Raw genomic sequence first — 16,224 nt, 5'->3', positions numbered from 1 at the left:
CTCGTGCATGCCCGCCTTCACCAAGATCCTGATCGCCAACCGTGGCGAAATTGCCTGCCGGGTGATCCATACCGCACACAATCTGGGCTACCGCACAGTGGCGGTGTACAGCCAGGCCGATGCCGAGTCGCGCCATGTGCAACTGGCCGACGAGGCGCTGTGCATCGGTCCGGCGCCGGTCAATCAGTCCTACCTGCTGATCGACGCCATCATCGCCGCCGCGCGCAAGACCGGCGCCGACGCCATTCACCCCGGCTATGGCTTCCTCTCGGAGAACGCCGAGTTCGCGCGGGCCTGCCAGGCCGCCGGCATCCAGTTCATCGGCCCGTCCGCCGAGGCCATCCGCCTGATGGGCAGCAAGCGTCTGTCGAAAATCGCCATGCTGCAGTCCGGGGTTCCCTGCATTCCCGGCTACGAAGGCGCCGAGCAGGACGATGACACGCTGAGCCACGAGGCCGAGCGCATCGGCTACCCCTTGATGATCAAGGCCAGCGCCGGCGGCGGTGGTCGCGGCATGCGCCTGGTCCATCACGCCTCCGAATTGCTCGCGCAGATCCGCACCGCCCGCTCCGAGGCACAGAATGCGTTCGGCAGCGGCGAGCTGATTCTCGAGCGGGCGGTGACCCAGCCGCGCCATGTGGAAATTCAGGTGTTCGGCGACCAGCACGGCCACATGGTCTACCTCGGCGAGCGCGACTGTTCGGTGCAGCGCCGCCACCAGAAGGTGGTCGAGGAAGCCCCCTGCCCGCTGATGACGCCCGAGCTGCGCCAGGCCATGGGTGAGGCAGCCGTAAAGGCCGCTGCGTCAGTCGATTATGTCGGCGCCGGCACCGTGGAATTCCTGCTGGATCAGAGCGGCGCCTTCTATTTTCTGGAAATGAACACCCGCCTGCAGGTCGAGCACCCGGTCACCGAACTGGTCACCGGGCAGGACCTGGTGGCCTGGCAAATTCGCGTCGCCGAAGGCCAGCCGTTGCCACTGAGCCAGGACGAGATTCGCCTGAGCGGGCATGCCATCGAAGTGCGCCTGTACGCCGAGGATTCCAGCCACGATTTCATGCCGCAGACCGGCCATGTGCTGCGCTGGGAGCCGGCGTTGCTCGACGGCATCCGCATCGATCACGGTTTGATCGAAGGTCAAGCCATCACTCCGTTCTACGACCCGATGCTGGCCAAGATCATCGCCTACGGCGCCACACGCGACGAGGCGCGGCGCAAGCTGGTGCGCGCGGTGGAGGATTGTGTGCTGCTGGGGGTCAAGGCCAACCAGCGCTTCCTCGCCAACCTGCTCCAGCATCCCGAGTTTGCCGCCGGCAACGCCACCACCGCCTTTATCGCCGAACACTTCGCCGCGGACCCGAGCCTGATCCCGCAACCGCCTAGCCCGGCCGAGCTGGCCAGCGCCGCTGCCCTGCTCTATCAGATCTCGGCACAGTCCAGCGCGCACCAGACCGGGCTGGCGGGGTGGCGCAACGCCGGCAATGCACCCTGGCGCTTTCTGCTCAAGCACGGCGAGCAGCAGTTCGCGGTCGAACTGTCGGTATTGGAAGCCGGCCTACAGCCCCGGCTCGACGTAAAAATCGGCGAACAGCAGCTACAACTGCGCCTGCTTGGCGCAGACGGTCGCTGGGCCACTCTGGAGCTGGACGGCGTGCGCCGACGCCTGGCCTATCAACAAAGCGCCAGCTCAGTGTGGCTGTACGGCGACAACGGCAACCTGGAACTGATCGACGTCAGCCATGTGCCCGCCAGCGCCGCGGTGGGCACAGGCTCAGGCATGATCAAGGCACCGATGGACGGCGCCATCGTCGAAGTGTTGGTAGAGGACGGCAGCAAAGTCAGCAAAGGCCAGTTGTTGCTGGTGCTGGAAGCCATGAAGATGGAACACCCAGTGAAAGCCTCTATCGACGGCATCATCCGCCGCGTGCAGGTGAGTAAGGGCGATCAAGTGCGTAACCGGCAGCAACTGCTGGAAGTACAAGCGGAATGAGAAACGGAGCGTTTTCACCTCATGACCCTGACATGAGACGCATTACTGACGCCAAGATAGTGGCTTTTTGCATCCAAGCAGATCATTATTCTGCCCGAGCAGTCACAAGGATGCCGCATGCCCACCCCTCTGCCAAACAGCGAAGCCACTGCCTCTCCACACTTTCGGGCGACGTTCGCCCGACGCACCCTTCCTGCGATTGTGACCGTATTGTTGTTGGCGCTCGCCGCCACCACGCTCACTCTGTTCCACGTCGCGCACCAGCAAGATGTACAAACGGCACAGCAGAGCCTGCTCTTCGCCAGCAAGGCGGTAGAGACACGCCGGCAGGGTCTGATGGGGTCGGTGAGCGATAATGCTTTCTGGGGCGATGCATACCAAAACCTGCATCAACGCGTCGACCTGGAGTGGGCCTACACGCGTCAGAACCTAGGGCCCTCGTTGTACCAGGACTTCGGCTATGAAGGCCTGTTCGTGGTCGCCCCGAACGACAAGACCGTGTACTCGGTGATCGAGGGCAAGTTACACACCCTGGACATTCGCCAGTGGCTGCACGGCGATCTCGACACCCTGCTCGCCCGCGCGCGCGACACTACGGAGGATGCCGAGCCACAGGTTGCCATCATGCAGGTCGGCGACTATCCCGCACGAGTCGCCGCAGCCCGCCTAACCAGCGGTGACGACCCTTCGGTCAGTGAAATAGCGGGGCCCGCCTCGGTGCTAATCTTCGTTGACGTGCTCGACGCACAAAAGCTGGAGGACTACGGGCAAAACTATCAGTTGGCAAATTTACGCATCCCCCGCGATGCGCAGGATGCCGCCGAGCAACCCGCCCTGACTCTAGTCACCGACACCGGCACACCGCTGCTGTTGCGCTGGGACCAGGCCCAGCCGGGTCGGAAAATGTTGCTGATGGTCATGCCGCTGCTGGGCTTGCTCGGTCTGGCCCTCGCAGCCCTGACCTGGTTGGTTCTGCGCCATGCCATGGCCAATGCACGCTTGATGGATCTCAGCTACCACCGCCTGGAAAGCAGCAAGGCCGCACTCGCCGCCAGCGAGGCGCGCTTTCGCGATGTCGCCGAAGCCGCCTCGGACTGGATCTGGGAAGTCGATGCCGACTATCGCATCACCTACCTCTCCGGGCGTTTCGAGGCGGTCACCGGCCTCCCTTCGAGCAGCTGGCTGGGTCGCCCGCTCAGCGAGCTACTCAGCTGTGACAGTCAACCGATAAACGACTGGCTCTCCAGCGCCCCTCGCACCAACGCAGATCGCACCACCCTCGACTGCCACTATCAGACTGTCGTCGGTCATCAGCGCATCTGCCGCATCGCCAGCAGAGCGATCAGGGAGGAGATGCGCAGTGACAGTCATTACCGAGGCACCGCCAGTGACATTACCGAAGAAATCGAGGCTCAGGCACGCCTGCAGCATCTCTCGCAACACGACGCCCTGACAGGCCTGGCCAACCGCAACCATCTGCGTGAGTTTCTCGAAGGCAAGCTCAACAATCTACCGCCCATCGAGCAACCGCTGGTGATGCTGAGCATCGACCTGGATCGCTTCAAGCCAATCAATGACGCTCTAGGTCATGCGGCAGGCGACCATGTACTGCATGAAGTCGCCCGGCGTCTGCACGAATGCACCCGCGGTGACGATCTGCTGGCCAGACACGGCGGCGACGAATTCGTCATGGTACTCAGCGGCACCTACTCGCGAGAAAACATCGATCATCTGTGTAAGCGGCTGACAGAAAAGATCAAGCAACCCTATCTAGTCGAGAATCAGGAAGTGTTTATCGGTGCCAGCATCGGCATCGCCATGGCCCCGCAGGATGCCTGCCAGGTCGAGGAGCTGTTGCGCTACGCCGATTTGGCCCTCTATCAAGCAAAAGCCGCAGGGCGCAATACGTGGCGTTTCTATGCCCAGGAGATGAACGAGCGCATCGTCGAACGCCGGCAACTGGAACAGGATCTACGCCAGGCCCTCTCTCAGAGTGACCAGTTGTGCCTGCATTATCAGCCGCGTTACCGTGTCGATGGCTTGCAACTGGCCGGCGCCGAAGCTCTCGTCCGCTGGCAGCATCCGCAACGCAACCTGCTCGGTCCCGACCGTTTCATTCCCCTCGCCGAGGAAACTGGGCTGATCGTCCCGCTGGGCACCTGGGTCTTGCGCAGCGCCTGCATTGAGGCCATGCGCTGGACACAACCACTGCCAGTGTCGGTGAACCTGTCGCCCTTGCAGTTTCGTTGCAGCGATCTGGTCGATCAGGTCAAGAGCGCCCTCGACGAGAGCGGGCTGCCCGCCAGTCGACTGGAGCTGGAAATCACCGAGAGCGTGATGCTCGAAGATGCCGAGGGCGCACGGGTGACCCTCAAGCAGCTCAAGGCACTCGGCCTGCACTTGTCCATGGACGACTTCGGTACCGGTTACTCCTCCCTGAGTTACCTGCACACCTACCCTTTCGACACCTTGAAAATCGATCGCAGCTTTATCGCCGACCTCGACGTCTCGCAAGACCGCCGCGCCATCGTTCAGGCCATCATCGGTCTGGGGCGCGCGCTGTCCATGACCGTCACTGCCGAAGGGGTGGAGAATCAAGCGCAATTAGGCCTATTGCAGGCGGACGGCTGTTATGAAGCTCAAGGCTACTACCTGAGTCGCCCCCTGCCCGCCGAAGCATTACGCTCATTACTGAGCTGCGAGGTCGACGCCTAGACTCAACACACTAATCCGCCAGAATTATTTCTTGTCAGCTCATGCCACAACCACCATACCGGAGGAGCACCATGACACTCGCCAACAAGACCCTGTTCATCACCGGCGCCAGCCGTGGCATCGGTCGAGAAATCGCCCTGCGTGCAGCACGCGACGGCGCCAACATCGTCATTGCGGCAAAGAGCGCGGAAGCCCACGCCAAGCTGCCGGGCACCATCCACTCGGTAGCGGAGGAAGTTGAGGCGGCCGGCGGCAAAGCCCTGGCCCTGCAGCTGGATGTGCGTGACGAACAGGCGGTAAAAGCCGCCATGGAACGCGCCGCCGAGCACTTCGGCGGCATCGATGGCCTGGTCAACAACGCCGGGGCGATCAAGTTGCTCGGTGTCGAGCAGCTGGAGCCCAAACGCTTCGACCTGATGTTTCAGATCAACACCCGGGCGGTAATGGTTTGCAGCCAGGCCGCCCTGCCTTACCTGAAGCAGAGCGGAAATGGTCATATTCTCAGCCTGTCACCGCCGCTGAACATGGCCAGCAAGTGGTTCGCCCAGCACGCCCCCTACACGGTCACCAAGTACGGCATGAGCATGCTCACCCTGGGCATGAGCGAGGAGTTCAAGAAGTACGGCATCAGCGTCAATGCGCTGTGGCCGCAGACCATGATCGCCACTGCCGCCATCGAATTCGAGCTGGGCAGCCGCGAGGCCTTCAAGCGCTCGCGCACCCCGGCAATCATGGCCGACGCCGCCCACGCCATCCTCTCCAGCAGCGACCGCGCCATCAGCGGGCGGTTGCTGATCGACGAGGAGATCCTCCGCGAGCAGGGCAAGACCGAGTTCGACCACTACCGCTTCGACCCGAACGGTGGGACTCTGATTCCCGATCTGTTTCTCGATTGAGCCCTGTAGACGCCCGCAGGTGAGCTGCATGAATGCAGGTACCCGCGGGCATCTACAACGGTTTTCTGCGCGACCTTGAGCGCCCTGCCCGCCTACCGGACCATTCAGCCGCAGCCCAAGCCGCGCGTTTAGTGCCTGAATTCAAACTGCACTTCAGCACCGTCCAGCAACTTCGAGGAATCCTTGTCTCCCTCATTGCTGAGCAATCGGCCATTGAGCAGGAAAGGATTGTCCACCTGTGCTTTCTCTTCGAATAACGACGGCAGTAATGGCTCCGGCGCTTGCTCTGCGTCGCCGCGTTCGGCATTTAGTTGCTCGGCCAGCTCAGGTGGCAAGCTGAGATCCAGCTTGCTCTTCGGTGGCTCTTTACGGGGATTCGCCAGCCTTGCTGCGGGCTCTGGTGCAAGCTCAGCAGGCGCAACCGGCGGCTTTTTTACTGGGACAGTTTGAGTGTCATGAGCTGGGACGGCAGGCTCAATGGCAATGGAAGGCGCTTCAGACTGCACACTTTTGGCAGGCTGGACTTGCTGCACGGCAGGCGCGCTGGATTTCTCCGACTCGACCTTGGCCGGCGCCAACTTGGGTTCGCACCCATTCAGTAACGGAACTAACAGGGCCACGCCCAGGTAACGCATAACAGTCATAGTCGCTTTAACAGGCACTTATTCAGTTGGAAAAATACAGGCGTTTGCCTCTTCGAGCCGCCAAGCCGAGCCACCTCGATAAGCTGGCGCACAACCTAACGATTACTCAGTCGGGGGCAGTAACTCGAACGCTGTCGCACCCTCGTCGAAGGCTTACCGCAAGCACTATGCTGGCCTGCCTGCGGGCGCCTGACAAGTCAGTTTTTTAGCTCAACGGGCCGCCTGTCCTGCGCCAACAAGCGCTTCAGCAGCGCCTCGAGATCCGCCTGCGGATAGCGTTGCTGCAGTTCATTGAGTCGTTCGGCTGCCTCCGCCTGCCAGCCTTGCTCACGTAACTCGGCAATTTGCCGCAAAGCGGTGTGCAACTCCGCCGCCAGCGGCGCCGCGACAGCCTCGCTGCGCGCCGCCAAACTGCTGCGTGCGCTCGGCGTCGGAGACGCCTCGGACAGTGGCGCCGCAACATCGGCCATCGCACTGGCCTCAGACTCAATACTGGTTTCAGGCTGATGCAGTTGGAATGACTCAGCCATGGTCTTTTTCTCCGGCGCCGCAGGCGCGGCATAACGCTGCAGCGCAGGTACCGCCGGCATCGGGCTGTCGTAGCTCGGTGCAATCGGCGCAGGCGTCCTCAGGCTGATACCCAGCCCCAGACCGAGCACCGCGACGCTGCCCAAAACCACCGACCAGCGCCTATGCGACGCACCGTCGAACAGCCAGGCCTGCACCCGCGCCATAGCGCTGGGCGGCTTAGGTTGTTGCGAGCGTAGCGCTGCGCTCGCGGCCGCAAGAATCCGCGCATCCAGTTCGGCGCAAGGTTCGCTATCGTGCTGCCCGCGATAATGTTGGAGCAACTGTTGCTCTTCGCTATCGGGTAATGACTGGTGATCTTTCATGCGGATACCTCTTCGACTGCGGCCGGGTCAGCCAACAGCCGACGTAACTTTTGCAGCGCATAGCGCAAGCGACTTTTCACCGTTTCCACCGGTGTGCGGGTCAACTCGGCGATCTCGTGCAGCTGCAGCTCAGCATGCGCGCGCAACAAGAAGACCTCACGCTGCTCCTCCGGCAAGTCGTCCAGCGCCGCCTGCAAGCGCTGCTGGTCGCGACTGAGACTGAGCTGCTGTTCGGGATTCGCCTGACTATCGGGCTCGGCATGCACCTGCTCGTCGAACGCGTCCTGCAAGCCCTGGCGCTTGCCGTGCTTGCGCCAATGATCGATCAAGCGGTTGCGCGCGATCTGGTACAGCCAGGTCTTGAACAGCAGTGCATCACGCGGCAACGACTCGCTGCGAATCAGGCTCAGCCAGGTGTCCTGGAACACCTCTTCGGCCAGCGCCGGATCACTGCACAGACCACAGAGAAAACGAAACAGGCCAAGGCGATGGCGCTGATACAACTGCGCAAAGGCCTCGATATCACCCTGCCGATAACGCCGCAGCAGTGCAGCATCGTCATCGGCAGAAAAACTCGCAACAGGCTTAACAGTCACACTCAATCGACCTCAGCGTTACTGGGTTGGGGATTCGGCGCGGGGACCGGAAGCGAATTCTGCAGGCTCTGGGTCAATTCGACCAGCTGGACGAACTCGCCGCGCAGGCCCAAACGATCCTCACCCTTAGCGCTGCGCGCCAGCGCGGCACTTGCCGCCAGGTCGAACTTGCCGGTGTATTGCCCACCCTTGAGCTGCTGGGCAAAGGCTGCCACCGCCGCGGCAAAGCGAAAGTCCTCGCTGGTTTCGTCGATTGGCGCTACCCGCTGCGGTGCATGGATCGGCAGTTCCAGTAAGCGACTGTCGTCCTGCTGCGGGGCCTTGTAGCGAATTCGCAGCCACGCCAACTCGTCAGCCTTGCCCTCGGCCTTGGCCACGCGCTGATAACGCAGCGGCTCCAGCCAACCCCGATGGCCGACCGGGACTATCTCGTACAATGCGGTGACGCTGTGTCCGGCGCCAATTTCACCGGCATCGACCTTGTCGTTGCTGAAGTCTTCGCGGCGCAGCGCGCGGTTCTCGTAGCCGAGTAGGCGGTATTCGCTGACCTGGGCCGGATTGAACTCAACCTGGACTTTCACATCCTTGGCCACCACCGCCAGGGTCGAACTGAGTTGCTCGACCAGCACCTTGCGTGCCTCGCGCAGGTTGTCGATATAGGCGTAGTTGCCATCCCCGGCATCGGCCAACTGTTCCATCAGTTGCTCGTTGTAGTTGTCCGTACCGAAGCCCAGGGTGGTCAGGGACACACCAGTTTTGCGCTTCTCGGCGGACAGCGCCTTGAGCGTAGCGAAGTCGCTGATGCCGACATTGAAGTCGCCATCGGTGGCCAGCAGGATGCGGTTGATGCCGCCGGCAATAAAGCCTTGCTGCGCCTGTTGGTAGGCCAACTGAATACCCGACTCACCTGCCGTCGAACCACCTGCGCGCAGTTGCTCGATGGCAGCACGAATCTTGGCCTTTTCCGCGCCGGATGTCGGCGCCAATACCACCCGTGACTCACCGGCGTAGACCACCAGCGCCACCTTGTCCTCGGCGCGCAACTGCCCAGTCAGCAGCTTCAAACTGCTTTGCACCAGGGGCAGCCCCTCACGGCGGTCCATAGAACCGGACACATCCACCAGAAACACCAGATTGGCCGGTGGCAGTGCCGCGACCTGGGTATCCGAGGCCTTGATGGCTATGCGCAGCAGTCGGCTATGCGGATTCCACGGCGTTACCGCCAACTCGCTGCCGACCCCGAACGGGGTATCCCCCTTGGGCTGCGGATAGGCATAGGGGAAGTAGTTGACCAGTTCCTCCAGGCGCACCGCCTCGTTAGGCGGCAACTGCCCCTGGTTGAGGAAGCGTCGCACGTTGGCATAGCTGCCGGTGTCCACGTCGATGCTAAAGGTGGATACCGGCGACTCGGCCACCGCATGAACCGGATTGGCGGCGAGGCGTTGATACTGCTCACGGTAGGCCTCCCGGTAAGCCGGCACTTGATAGTCGGCTAGCGCAGGCGCGGGCATCACACTCGACTGCAGAGCAGTCGCTGGGTAACGGGAGCGCTCGGTTTTTTTCTCCGGCAGCATGGCCAACGACTCATGCGCAGCTGGAAGCGCCAGTTGCCTATCGCTCGCCTGCTCGCTGGGAGGCTCGGTTTGAGTGGCATTACAGGCGGTTAGGCTCAACAACAGGCTTGCGCCAAAGCCAAGCCAGAATGGCTGCCGGGGCAGCGCGATAGACGGGTGCATGATGCGTCTCCTGGGCAGGAAAGAACTCCTGCCTCAGTAGACGCACTGCCTGACGGATTCGGGTTAACCCGCGCGAAGGTATGTTTAAAAGGTGCCGGTGGTCTCTTGGCACAACTGGTTGGCCAGCATGCCCAGGGTCATCAGCGCCCGCTCGGCCTCACGGTTCCAGGGAATGCCGCAGTTCAGTCGCACACAGTGATTGAACTGTTCGGTATTGCTGAAAATCAGCCCTGGCGCGATGCTGATGCCTTGCTGCAACGCACGTACGTGCAAGTCCTTGGTGTTGACCCGCGCCGGCAGACTGACCCACAGAATGAAGCCACCATTGGGCCGAGTGATCTGCGTACCTTCGGGAAAATTCTGCTGCACCGCCAATTGGAAGGCGCTGAGGTTCTTGCGGTACTCCTGACGGATATGCCGCAGGTGGCGATCATAACCACCATTTTCCAGGTAAGCCGCCACTGCCATCTGCGTCACACTACAGGCCGAGTGGGTGCTGAAGGTCTGCAGGCGCTGGATTTCATCCTGATACTTGCCGGCGATGATCCAGCCAATGCGCACGCCAGGCGACAGGGTCTTGGAAAAGCTCGAGCAATACACCACCCGCCCTTCTCGATCATGCGACTTCAGCGCTTTGGTCGGCCCCTGCTCGAACATCAACTCGCCGTAGATATCGTCCTCGACGATCTGGATATCGAAATCACCAGCCAGGCGCAGCAACTGTTTTTGCCGTCCTTCCGGAATGGTGCCGCCCAGCGGATTGCTCAGCCGTGCGGTCAATACCAGAGCCTTGATCGGCCATTGACTGGCGGCCAGTTGCAAGGCCTCCAGGCTGATACCGGTGGTCGGGTCGCTGGGGATTTCAATAACTTTCAGGCCAAGCAGATCGGCCAGTTGCAGCAACCCATAATAGGTCGGCGATTCAGCGGCGATCAGGTCTCCCGGTTTGGTGAGCACGCGCAGCGACATTTGCAGGGCATCGACGCAGCCATGGGTGATCACTACCTCGGAAGGATCGACCACCACTCCGGCATCACGCATGCGAATCGCAACTTGACGGCGCAGCGGTTCGAAACCAGGGCTGAACATGTAACTGAAGGCCCGCGGGCTATGGAAGCGGGTGACCTTGGCCAACTGCTGATGCAAGGCACGCACCGGCAGATACTCGACATGGGGCACGGCGGCCCCTAGCGGAAACACCCCTTCACGGCGCGACTCGGTCAATATCTGGTTGATGATACTGCTGCGCGTCACCAGGCCGGGCCGCTCGACACGGGCGATATCCGGGGTCGGCGCAGTAAGCGCAGGGGTCTGATGCACATAGAAACCCGATTGCGGTCGAGCGCGAATCAGGCCCATATCTTCGAGATTGGCGTAGGCCTGTAAAACAGTGGCATGGCTGACGCTGAGCTGTGAACTCATCTTGCGCACCGACGGCACCCGCTCGCCCGGCTGATAGACACCTCGACGGATATCTTCCGCCAGCTGCTGGGCGATACGCTGATAGAGCAACAGATTGGTCATAGCCGCTTTCCCGTCTAACTGAACCACAACAGTAACCCTGCACACTGAAAGTGCACCGGTACAGATCTAGAAATTGTGGACGATACAGTGCAAATCCGCTAGCGACTGTATCGGCCTAATTGATCGCGTAGAAGACTGTTCTGGAAATAAGCCAACCTGTCGCCGTGCAATGCACACGGGTTAACCGCCTGGGCGTCTGCGACAAAATGGCGCCTAGCAACTAGCAATCAGTCCGGCGGGTGAGGAATTGCGAAAACAAAAAAAACCCGGAGACCTCAGGGTAGCCGGGGTTTGGGTGACTTCATCAAATCAGCGAGCAGCGCCCAGGCGCCCCTGCTCGTCGGAGAAGACGATCTCGACCCGGCGGTTTTGCGCACGTCCTTTGGACGAAGCATTCTCCTTTACCGGGAAGTTTTCCCCATGACCTTGCACCTCAATACGCTTGGCGTCGATACCCAGATCAACCAGCATGTCGGCCACGGTCTGCGCCCGCGCCCGGGACAATTCGAGGTTCACCTGTTTGTCGCCCCGGTTGTCGGTGTAGCCCTCGATGCGTACCACGCGACGCGGGTTGAGCTGGAGGAAATGCACCAGCTTCAGCACAGTACGGTTGGCCGAGGCCTGCAGATCAGCTTGCCCGGCATCGAACAACACGTCGCCCAGGGTCATCACCAGGCCTCGCTCGCTCTCGCTAGTCGCAAGGCTGAGCATTTGCTCTTCCAGCCAACTGCCATGTTCCTGCACGCTCAGCAACTTGGCCTCACGCAGGGCCAACTGCAGGCGCTGGACTTCCAGCTCGAGCTTGACCGCCCGCTCCTGGTTCAGGTTCAGATCACTGTGCTGTTCGGCGATGTCGCTGTAACGCTGACTCAGGTAAGCGTAATGCCTGACATCATCGGCACTGCCCCAGTAGCTCGACAAACGGTCTGCACGGGCCAGCGACTCACCAGCACGAATCACATCTTTAGGCGCACTGCGCAGCACATTGGAGTCCTCCCTGACTGCCTGAAAACGGCTGCGAGCTGCCTCGAGCGCCTCACCACTGTTCGGCTGCGAGCTCGCACAACCACTCAACAACAAGGCCAGCATGACACTGGTGATCGCTTGGGTTTTAGCGCTCATTGGAGTTCCCCCAGCTGCTTGCGCAGGCGGTTGATCCGATTGTGCAACTCGCTCAGTTGAGCCTGGCTTTTCTCGGTCAACACCCGCGCTTCCGCCAAGCGTGCATCCAGTTCGGCCTGCTCGGCGAACATCCGGGCATCCTTGTACGCTTCTTGCGCCATGGCAGCCTGGGCCTGCACAAGCTTGTTCTCGGCCAGGGTCAACTCGGCCACTTGCTCACTCGCACCGACGGCTTTCGCCTGGCTCATCGCCTGTTCGCTCAGCCGCAATTGCTCGGTTGGCGCCGGATCACTGGCGCAACCGGTCAGGGCTATCAGCACCAGTGCGCTGTATAAACATCGATTAGTCACTAATATTTCCTACTGATTCGAGGCGCTGGCGGGTCGTAACCGCTGCTCCTTCCATCGCAGCAAATTGCGCTGCAACAAGTCCTCCGGCAAGCCGGCGGCGGCTAATTCTGTCATTTTTTTCGCCAACTGTCCGCGCAGCCAGGGGTCGTTACACGCCGAGTTGTGCGACAGCGAGAGGTACAGGCCTTCGCTGGAAATCGGTGGGGACAGTGCCAGCAGGTCGTCCTGCAACCCCAGGGTGTAGGCCAGCGCTTGCCCCGGCTCTCGCTCATGCAGCACATAATCGACTTCGCCAAGCATCAACTTCTGAAACAGCTGGGTGAGACTGGCGCCTTGCTCAAGGCTCAAGTTGGCTTTGGCGAACTCATCGAATGCTGGAGCGAAATCACTGCTGGCCATTGCCCCCCGACGCTCGCGCAGGTCAGCCCATTCGATATAGGGGAAACTCGCCAAGCGACGCACCCAGACCACCTTGGCGCGACTGAATATCGGCGGATACACATAATCCATCGCCTCCAGATCGACGAGGGTCAGCGCCGCACCCGCCAGCAAATCTATCCGCCCGCTACGCACTTCCTCCTGGGCCTTGTCCCATGAGCGGTTGTAGAGCATCTCGATCCGCACTCCCAGCTCTTTGCCCAGGTGCTCCAACAGGTCCGCTTGAGCACCGATCAAGCGCTGCGGGTTCTGTGGGTCACGCCAACTGAAAGGCGGATAATCGGGATGACCAGTGGCGACCAAGCGCTCGCACTTGCCCGCCGCCATGGCTAATCCAGGCAGACTGAGCAATGCGATAAGCAATAAACAGGACTTCAGAAAAACACGATCAAGCATTGAATAGGTCTCGACTTAACGTCCGCTGGGGCGCGCGCCACTGCCGAACGCCAGGGTTGTTCTTCATGCTAGGTTAGCGGCCGCACACTAGTAATTCGCGATAAGGACATGCCATGAAAAAATTGTTGCTCGCTCTACTCCTGGTAATCGGCGTCACCGCCGCCGGGCTGTATGCCTTCCCTGCCGCCCTACTGACCAGCGCTCAATACCTGGAGCGGCAAATAGCCGGGCTATCCAGTGAGCAGCTGGAGGTCGCGAATCTTAGCATCCATTACTACGAAGGCGGCCCGAGCGACGCTGAAACCCTGCTGATGATCCATGGTTTCGGCGCCAACAAGGATAACTGGTTGCGTTTTGCCCGCCACTTTACCGAACGCTACCACGTGATTGCCCTCGATTTACCCGGTTTTGGCAACAGCAGCCAGCCACACGCCAGCTATGACGTTGGCAGCCAGGTGGAGCGAGTGATGGCCTTCACTCAGGCTCTGGGAATCAAAAAACTGCACCTGATCGGCAACTCCATGGGCGGCCATATCAGTGCCCTGTATGCCGCACGCTACCCAGAGCAGGTGCTCTCCGTGGCCCTGTTCGACAATGCAGGCGTTACTGCACCACAGAAGAGTGAACTGGCTGAGCGACTCGAACACGGCGACCGCAACCCTCTGATAGTGAAAGAGCCTGAAGACTTCAACCGTCTGCTGGATTTTGTCTTCGTCGAAGCGCCACCCCTACCGACTGTGCTGAAGGACTATCTGGCCGAGCAAGCTATCGCCCAGCGTGATCACTACGAGATGATTTTCGACCACCTGCGAAACCGCTACATCCCCCTCGAACCCGAGCTTCCTAAAATCCAGGCCCCCACCCTGCTACTGTGGGGGGATAAGGACAAGGTACTGGACGTATCCAGCATCCAAGTCATGCAACCATTGCTGCGTAAACCCAGCGTGGTGATCATGGAAAGCTGTGGCCATGCGCCGATGATCGAGCGTCCGGAAGAAACCGCACACCATTATCAGGCGTTCCTCGACAACATCGATGGCTAGTTGCAGGCTACAAAAAACCCGCTTGATCAGCGGGTTTTTTGTAGGGCAAGAAAAGCTGGCTTACACCAGGTTTTCGAACTCCGGGATGGCTTCGAACAGGTCAGCAACCAGGCCGTAATCGGCCACCTGGAAGATTGGCGCATCCTCATCCTTGTTGATCGCAACAATCACCTTGGAGTCTTTCATGCCAGCCAGGTGCTGAATCGCGCCGGAAATACCGACGGCGATGTACAGCTCCGGGGCGACGATCTTACCGGTCTGACCGACCTGCATATCATTCGGCACAAAACCAGCGTCGACCGCGGCGCGCGAGGCACCGACAGCGGCACCGAGCTTGTCGGCCAGGGCATACAGGTGCTTGAAGTTGTCACCATTCTGCATGCCACGGCCGCCGGAAACGACGATCTTGGCAGCGGTCAGTTCAGGACGATCGGATTTGGCCAGCTCTTCGCCAACGAACGCCGACTTGCCGGCATCGCCACCAGCCGTCACGGCTTCAACGGCAGCAGAACCGCCCTCGGCAGCAACCGGGTCGAAACCGGTAGCACGCACGGTGATCACTTTCACCGCAGCCGAGGATTGCACGGTGGCAATGGCGTTACCGGCGTAGATCGGGCGCTTGAACGTATCGGCGCTTTCGACGGCAATGATCTCGGAGATCTGGTCAACGTCCAACTGCGCCGCAACGCGCGGCAGGATGTTCTTGCCGTTACTGGTAGCGGCAGCCAGGATGTGGCTGTAGCCCTTGCCCAGTTCGGCTACCAGCGGCGCGATGTTTTCCGGCAACTGATGGGCGAAAGCCGCGCTGTCAGCAACCAGTACCTTACTGACGCCAGCCACTTTGCCAGCGGCTTCAGCAGCGGCGCCACAGCCCGCACCGGCTACCAACACGTGAATATCGCCACCGATGGCTTGCGCCGCGGCAACGGTATTCAGAGTGGCGCCAGCCAGGGCAGCGTTAGTGTGTTCTGCAACAACTAAGATAGCCATTTAGATTACCTTCGCTTCGTTCTTCAGTTTCTCGACCAGTTCAGCCACGGACTTGACCTTGATGCCGGCACTGCGGGTAGCAGGCGCTTCGACTTTCAAGGTCTTCACGGTGGAAGCGGTGGAAACACCGAGGGCGTCCGGAGTAACCACTTCCAGCGGCTTCTTCTTGGCCTTCATGATGTTCGGCAGCGACGCGTAGCGTGGCTCGTTCAGACGCAGGTCGGTGGTGACGATTGCCGGCAGGTTCAGCGCGACGGTCTGCAGGCCACCATCAATCTCGCGAGTGACGTTGACCTTGTCGCCGGCCACTTCGACCTTGGAGGCGAAGGTGCCTTGTGCGTAACCGCTCAATGCAGCCAGCATCTGGCCGGTCTGATTGTTATCGCTGTCGATGGCCTGCTTACCCAGGATCACCAACTGCGGCTGCTCTTTGTCGACCACCGCCTTGAGCAGTTTGGCCACACCCAGAGAGTTCAGCTCATCGCTCGACTCAACCAAGATGGCACGGTCGGCCCCCAGCGCCAGCGCGGTGCGCAGCTGCTCTTGAGCAGCGGTCGGGCCGATCGATACGACGACGATTTCGCTCGCCACGCCCTTCTCTTTCAGGCGTACGGCTTCTTCCACGGCGATTTCGCAGAAAGGATTCATCGACATCTTGACGTTGGCAAGATCAACGCCGCTGTTGTCCGCCTTGACGCGAACCTTGACGTTGTAGTCGACCACTCGTTTGACAGCTACAAGAACCTTCATGGATTCCTCGTTACTCTCCGGTGAATAAGAATGTCGCCAAAGCGAACATAGCGGGGATGCAGACCGGCCGGAACCGACAGTCAGCCTGTAACGGCAGACTCAAAACCGCCCGTATCTTGACCGCACGGCCTAGCCTGGTCA

Annotated in this window: 14 protein-coding genes; 4 read left to right on the top strand and 10 right to left on the bottom strand. The window is 60.7% G+C overall.

What is annotated here, in order from left to right:
* Positions 1–7: 7 nt before the first annotated feature.
* The 3 genes from TMS3_RS21950 (at position 8) to TMS3_RS21940 (ending at position 5,601) form a co-directional block, all read left to right on the top strand.
* Entirely contained in the window at positions 8–1,990 is a 1,983-nt protein-coding gene (locus tag TMS3_RS21950) for an acetyl/propionyl/methylcrotonyl-CoA carboxylase subunit alpha (protein ID WP_025167451.1), read from the top strand.
* Positions 1,991–2,107: 117 nt separating this feature from the next.
* Positions 2,108–4,705, top strand: a complete 2,598-nt coding sequence (locus TMS3_RS21945) for a bifunctional diguanylate cyclase/phosphodiesterase (RefSeq protein ID WP_025167450.1) — start codon at positions 2,108–2,110, stop codon at positions 4,703–4,705.
* A gap of 71 nt (positions 4,706–4,776) precedes the next feature.
* Complete coding sequence (locus TMS3_RS21940) at positions 4,777–5,601, top strand: SDR family oxidoreductase (RefSeq protein WP_025167449.1); 825 nt, start codon at positions 4,777–4,779, stop codon at positions 5,599–5,601.
* A 128-nt stretch (positions 5,602–5,729) separates the two neighbouring features.
* Here the strand turns inward: TMS3_RS21940 and TMS3_RS21935 are convergent, their stop codons facing one another.
* The 8 genes from TMS3_RS21935 to TMS3_RS21900 all read right to left on the bottom strand — a co-directional run bounded on the left by TMS3_RS21935 (position 5,730) and on the right by TMS3_RS21900 (position 13,300).
* Positions 5,730–6,236: a hypothetical protein gene (locus TMS3_RS21935; protein ID WP_025167448.1), complete on the bottom strand. Its 507-nt coding sequence runs from the start codon at positions 6,234–6,236 to the stop codon at positions 5,730–5,732.
* Between the two features lie 206 nt (positions 6,237–6,442).
* Positions 6,443–7,138: a hypothetical protein gene (locus TMS3_RS21930; protein ID WP_025167447.1), complete on the bottom strand. Its 696-nt coding sequence runs from the start codon at positions 7,136–7,138 to the stop codon at positions 6,443–6,445.
* Positions 7,135–7,734, bottom strand: coding sequence for an RNA polymerase sigma factor (locus TMS3_RS21925; protein ID WP_029866557.1), 600 nt, complete (start codon positions 7,732–7,734; stop codon positions 7,135–7,137). Before TMS3_RS21925 ends, TMS3_RS21930 begins: the two co-directional genes overlap by 4 nt.
* A 2-nt stretch (positions 7,735–7,736) precedes the next feature.
* The gene (locus tag TMS3_RS21920) at positions 7,737–9,470 is read right to left on the bottom strand and encodes a vWA domain-containing protein (protein WP_025167445.1); all 1,734 of its coding nucleotides are present in this window, start codon (positions 9,468–9,470) and stop codon (positions 7,737–7,739) included.
* 84 nt (positions 9,471–9,554) lie between these two features.
* A complete protein-coding gene (locus TMS3_RS21915) occupies positions 9,555–10,994 on the bottom strand; it encodes an aminotransferase-like domain-containing protein (RefSeq protein ID WP_025167444.1) in 1,440 nt (479 codons plus the stop codon).
* Positions 10,995–11,303: 309 nt separating this feature from the next.
* A complete protein-coding gene (locus tag TMS3_RS21910; protein ID WP_025167443.1) occupies positions 11,304–12,116 on the bottom strand; it encodes an OmpA family protein in 813 nt (270 codons plus the stop codon).
* Positions 12,113–12,466, bottom strand: coding sequence for a DUF4398 domain-containing protein (locus tag TMS3_RS21905; protein ID WP_025167442.1), 354 nt, complete (start codon positions 12,464–12,466; stop codon positions 12,113–12,115). Before TMS3_RS21905 ends, TMS3_RS21910 begins: the two co-directional genes overlap by 4 nt.
* A gap of 9 nt (positions 12,467–12,475) precedes the next feature.
* Positions 12,476–13,300 (bottom strand): substrate-binding periplasmic protein, encoded by an 825-nt coding sequence (locus TMS3_RS21900; protein WP_025167441.1) that lies wholly within the window; start codon positions 13,298–13,300, stop codon positions 12,476–12,478.
* A 113-nt stretch (positions 13,301–13,413) separates the two neighbouring features.
* Between TMS3_RS21900 and TMS3_RS21895 the strand changes: the two genes are divergently transcribed.
* The gene (locus TMS3_RS21895) at positions 13,414–14,343 is read left to right on the top strand and encodes an alpha/beta fold hydrolase (RefSeq protein ID WP_025167440.1); all 930 of its coding nucleotides are present in this window, start codon (positions 13,414–13,416) and stop codon (positions 14,341–14,343) included.
* 60 nt (positions 14,344–14,403) lie between these two features.
* On the opposite strand, the gene TMS3_RS21890 is transcribed toward TMS3_RS21895, so the two are convergent.
* Positions 14,404–15,333, bottom strand: coding sequence for an electron transfer flavoprotein subunit alpha/FixB family protein (locus TMS3_RS21890; protein WP_025167439.1), 930 nt, complete (start codon positions 15,331–15,333; stop codon positions 14,404–14,406).
* Positions 15,334–16,083 (bottom strand): electron transfer flavoprotein subunit beta/FixA family protein, encoded by a 750-nt coding sequence (locus TMS3_RS21885; protein ID WP_025167438.1) that lies wholly within the window; start codon positions 16,081–16,083, stop codon positions 15,334–15,336. It lies immediately after the preceding gene.
* Between the last annotated feature and the right edge of the window lie 141 nt (positions 16,084–16,224).

Origin of the sequence: Pseudomonas taeanensis MS-3 (assembly GCF_000498575.2) — a bacterium.
Lineage (GTDB): Bacteria > Pseudomonadota > Gammaproteobacteria > Pseudomonadales > Pseudomonadaceae > Aquipseudomonas > Aquipseudomonas taeanensis.
This window is presented reverse-complemented; position numbering and strand designations above follow the sequence as displayed.

Coding starts and splice junctions, on each gene's coding strand:
- TMS3_RS21940 (WP_025167449.1), top strand. CDS start 4,777: ATGACACTCGCCAACAAGACCCTGTTCATCACCGGCGCCAGCCGTGGC.
- TMS3_RS21930 (WP_025167447.1), bottom strand. CDS start 7,138: ATGAAAGATCACCAGTCATTACCCGATAGCGAAGAGCAACAGTTGCTC.
- TMS3_RS21950 (WP_025167451.1), top strand. CDS start 8: ATGCCCGCCTTCACCAAGATCCTGATCGCCAACCGTGGCGAAATTGCC.
- TMS3_RS21895 (WP_025167440.1), top strand. CDS start 13,414: ATGAAAAAATTGTTGCTCGCTCTACTCCTGGTAATCGGCGTCACCGCC.
- TMS3_RS21910 (WP_025167443.1), bottom strand. CDS start 12,116: ATGAGCGCTAAAACCCAAGCGATCACCAGTGTCATGCTGGCCTTGTTG.
- TMS3_RS21935 (WP_025167448.1), bottom strand. CDS start 6,236: ATGCGTTACCTGGGCGTGGCCCTGTTAGTTCCGTTACTGAATGGGTGC.
- TMS3_RS21920 (WP_025167445.1), bottom strand. CDS start 9,470: ATGCACCCGTCTATCGCGCTGCCCCGGCAGCCATTCTGGCTTGGCTTT.
- TMS3_RS21915 (WP_025167444.1), bottom strand. CDS start 10,994: ATGACCAATCTGTTGCTCTATCAGCGTATCGCCCAGCAGCTGGCGGAA.
- TMS3_RS21890 (WP_025167439.1), bottom strand. CDS start 15,333: ATGGCTATCTTAGTTGTTGCAGAACACACTAACGCTGCCCTGGCTGGC.
- TMS3_RS21945 (WP_025167450.1), top strand. CDS start 2,108: ATGCCCACCCCTCTGCCAAACAGCGAAGCCACTGCCTCTCCACACTTT.
- TMS3_RS21885 (WP_025167438.1), bottom strand. CDS start 16,083: ATGAAGGTTCTTGTAGCTGTCAAACGAGTGGTCGACTACAACGTCAAG.
- TMS3_RS21900 (WP_025167441.1), bottom strand. CDS start 13,300: ATGCTTGATCGTGTTTTTCTGAAGTCCTGTTTATTGCTTATCGCATTG.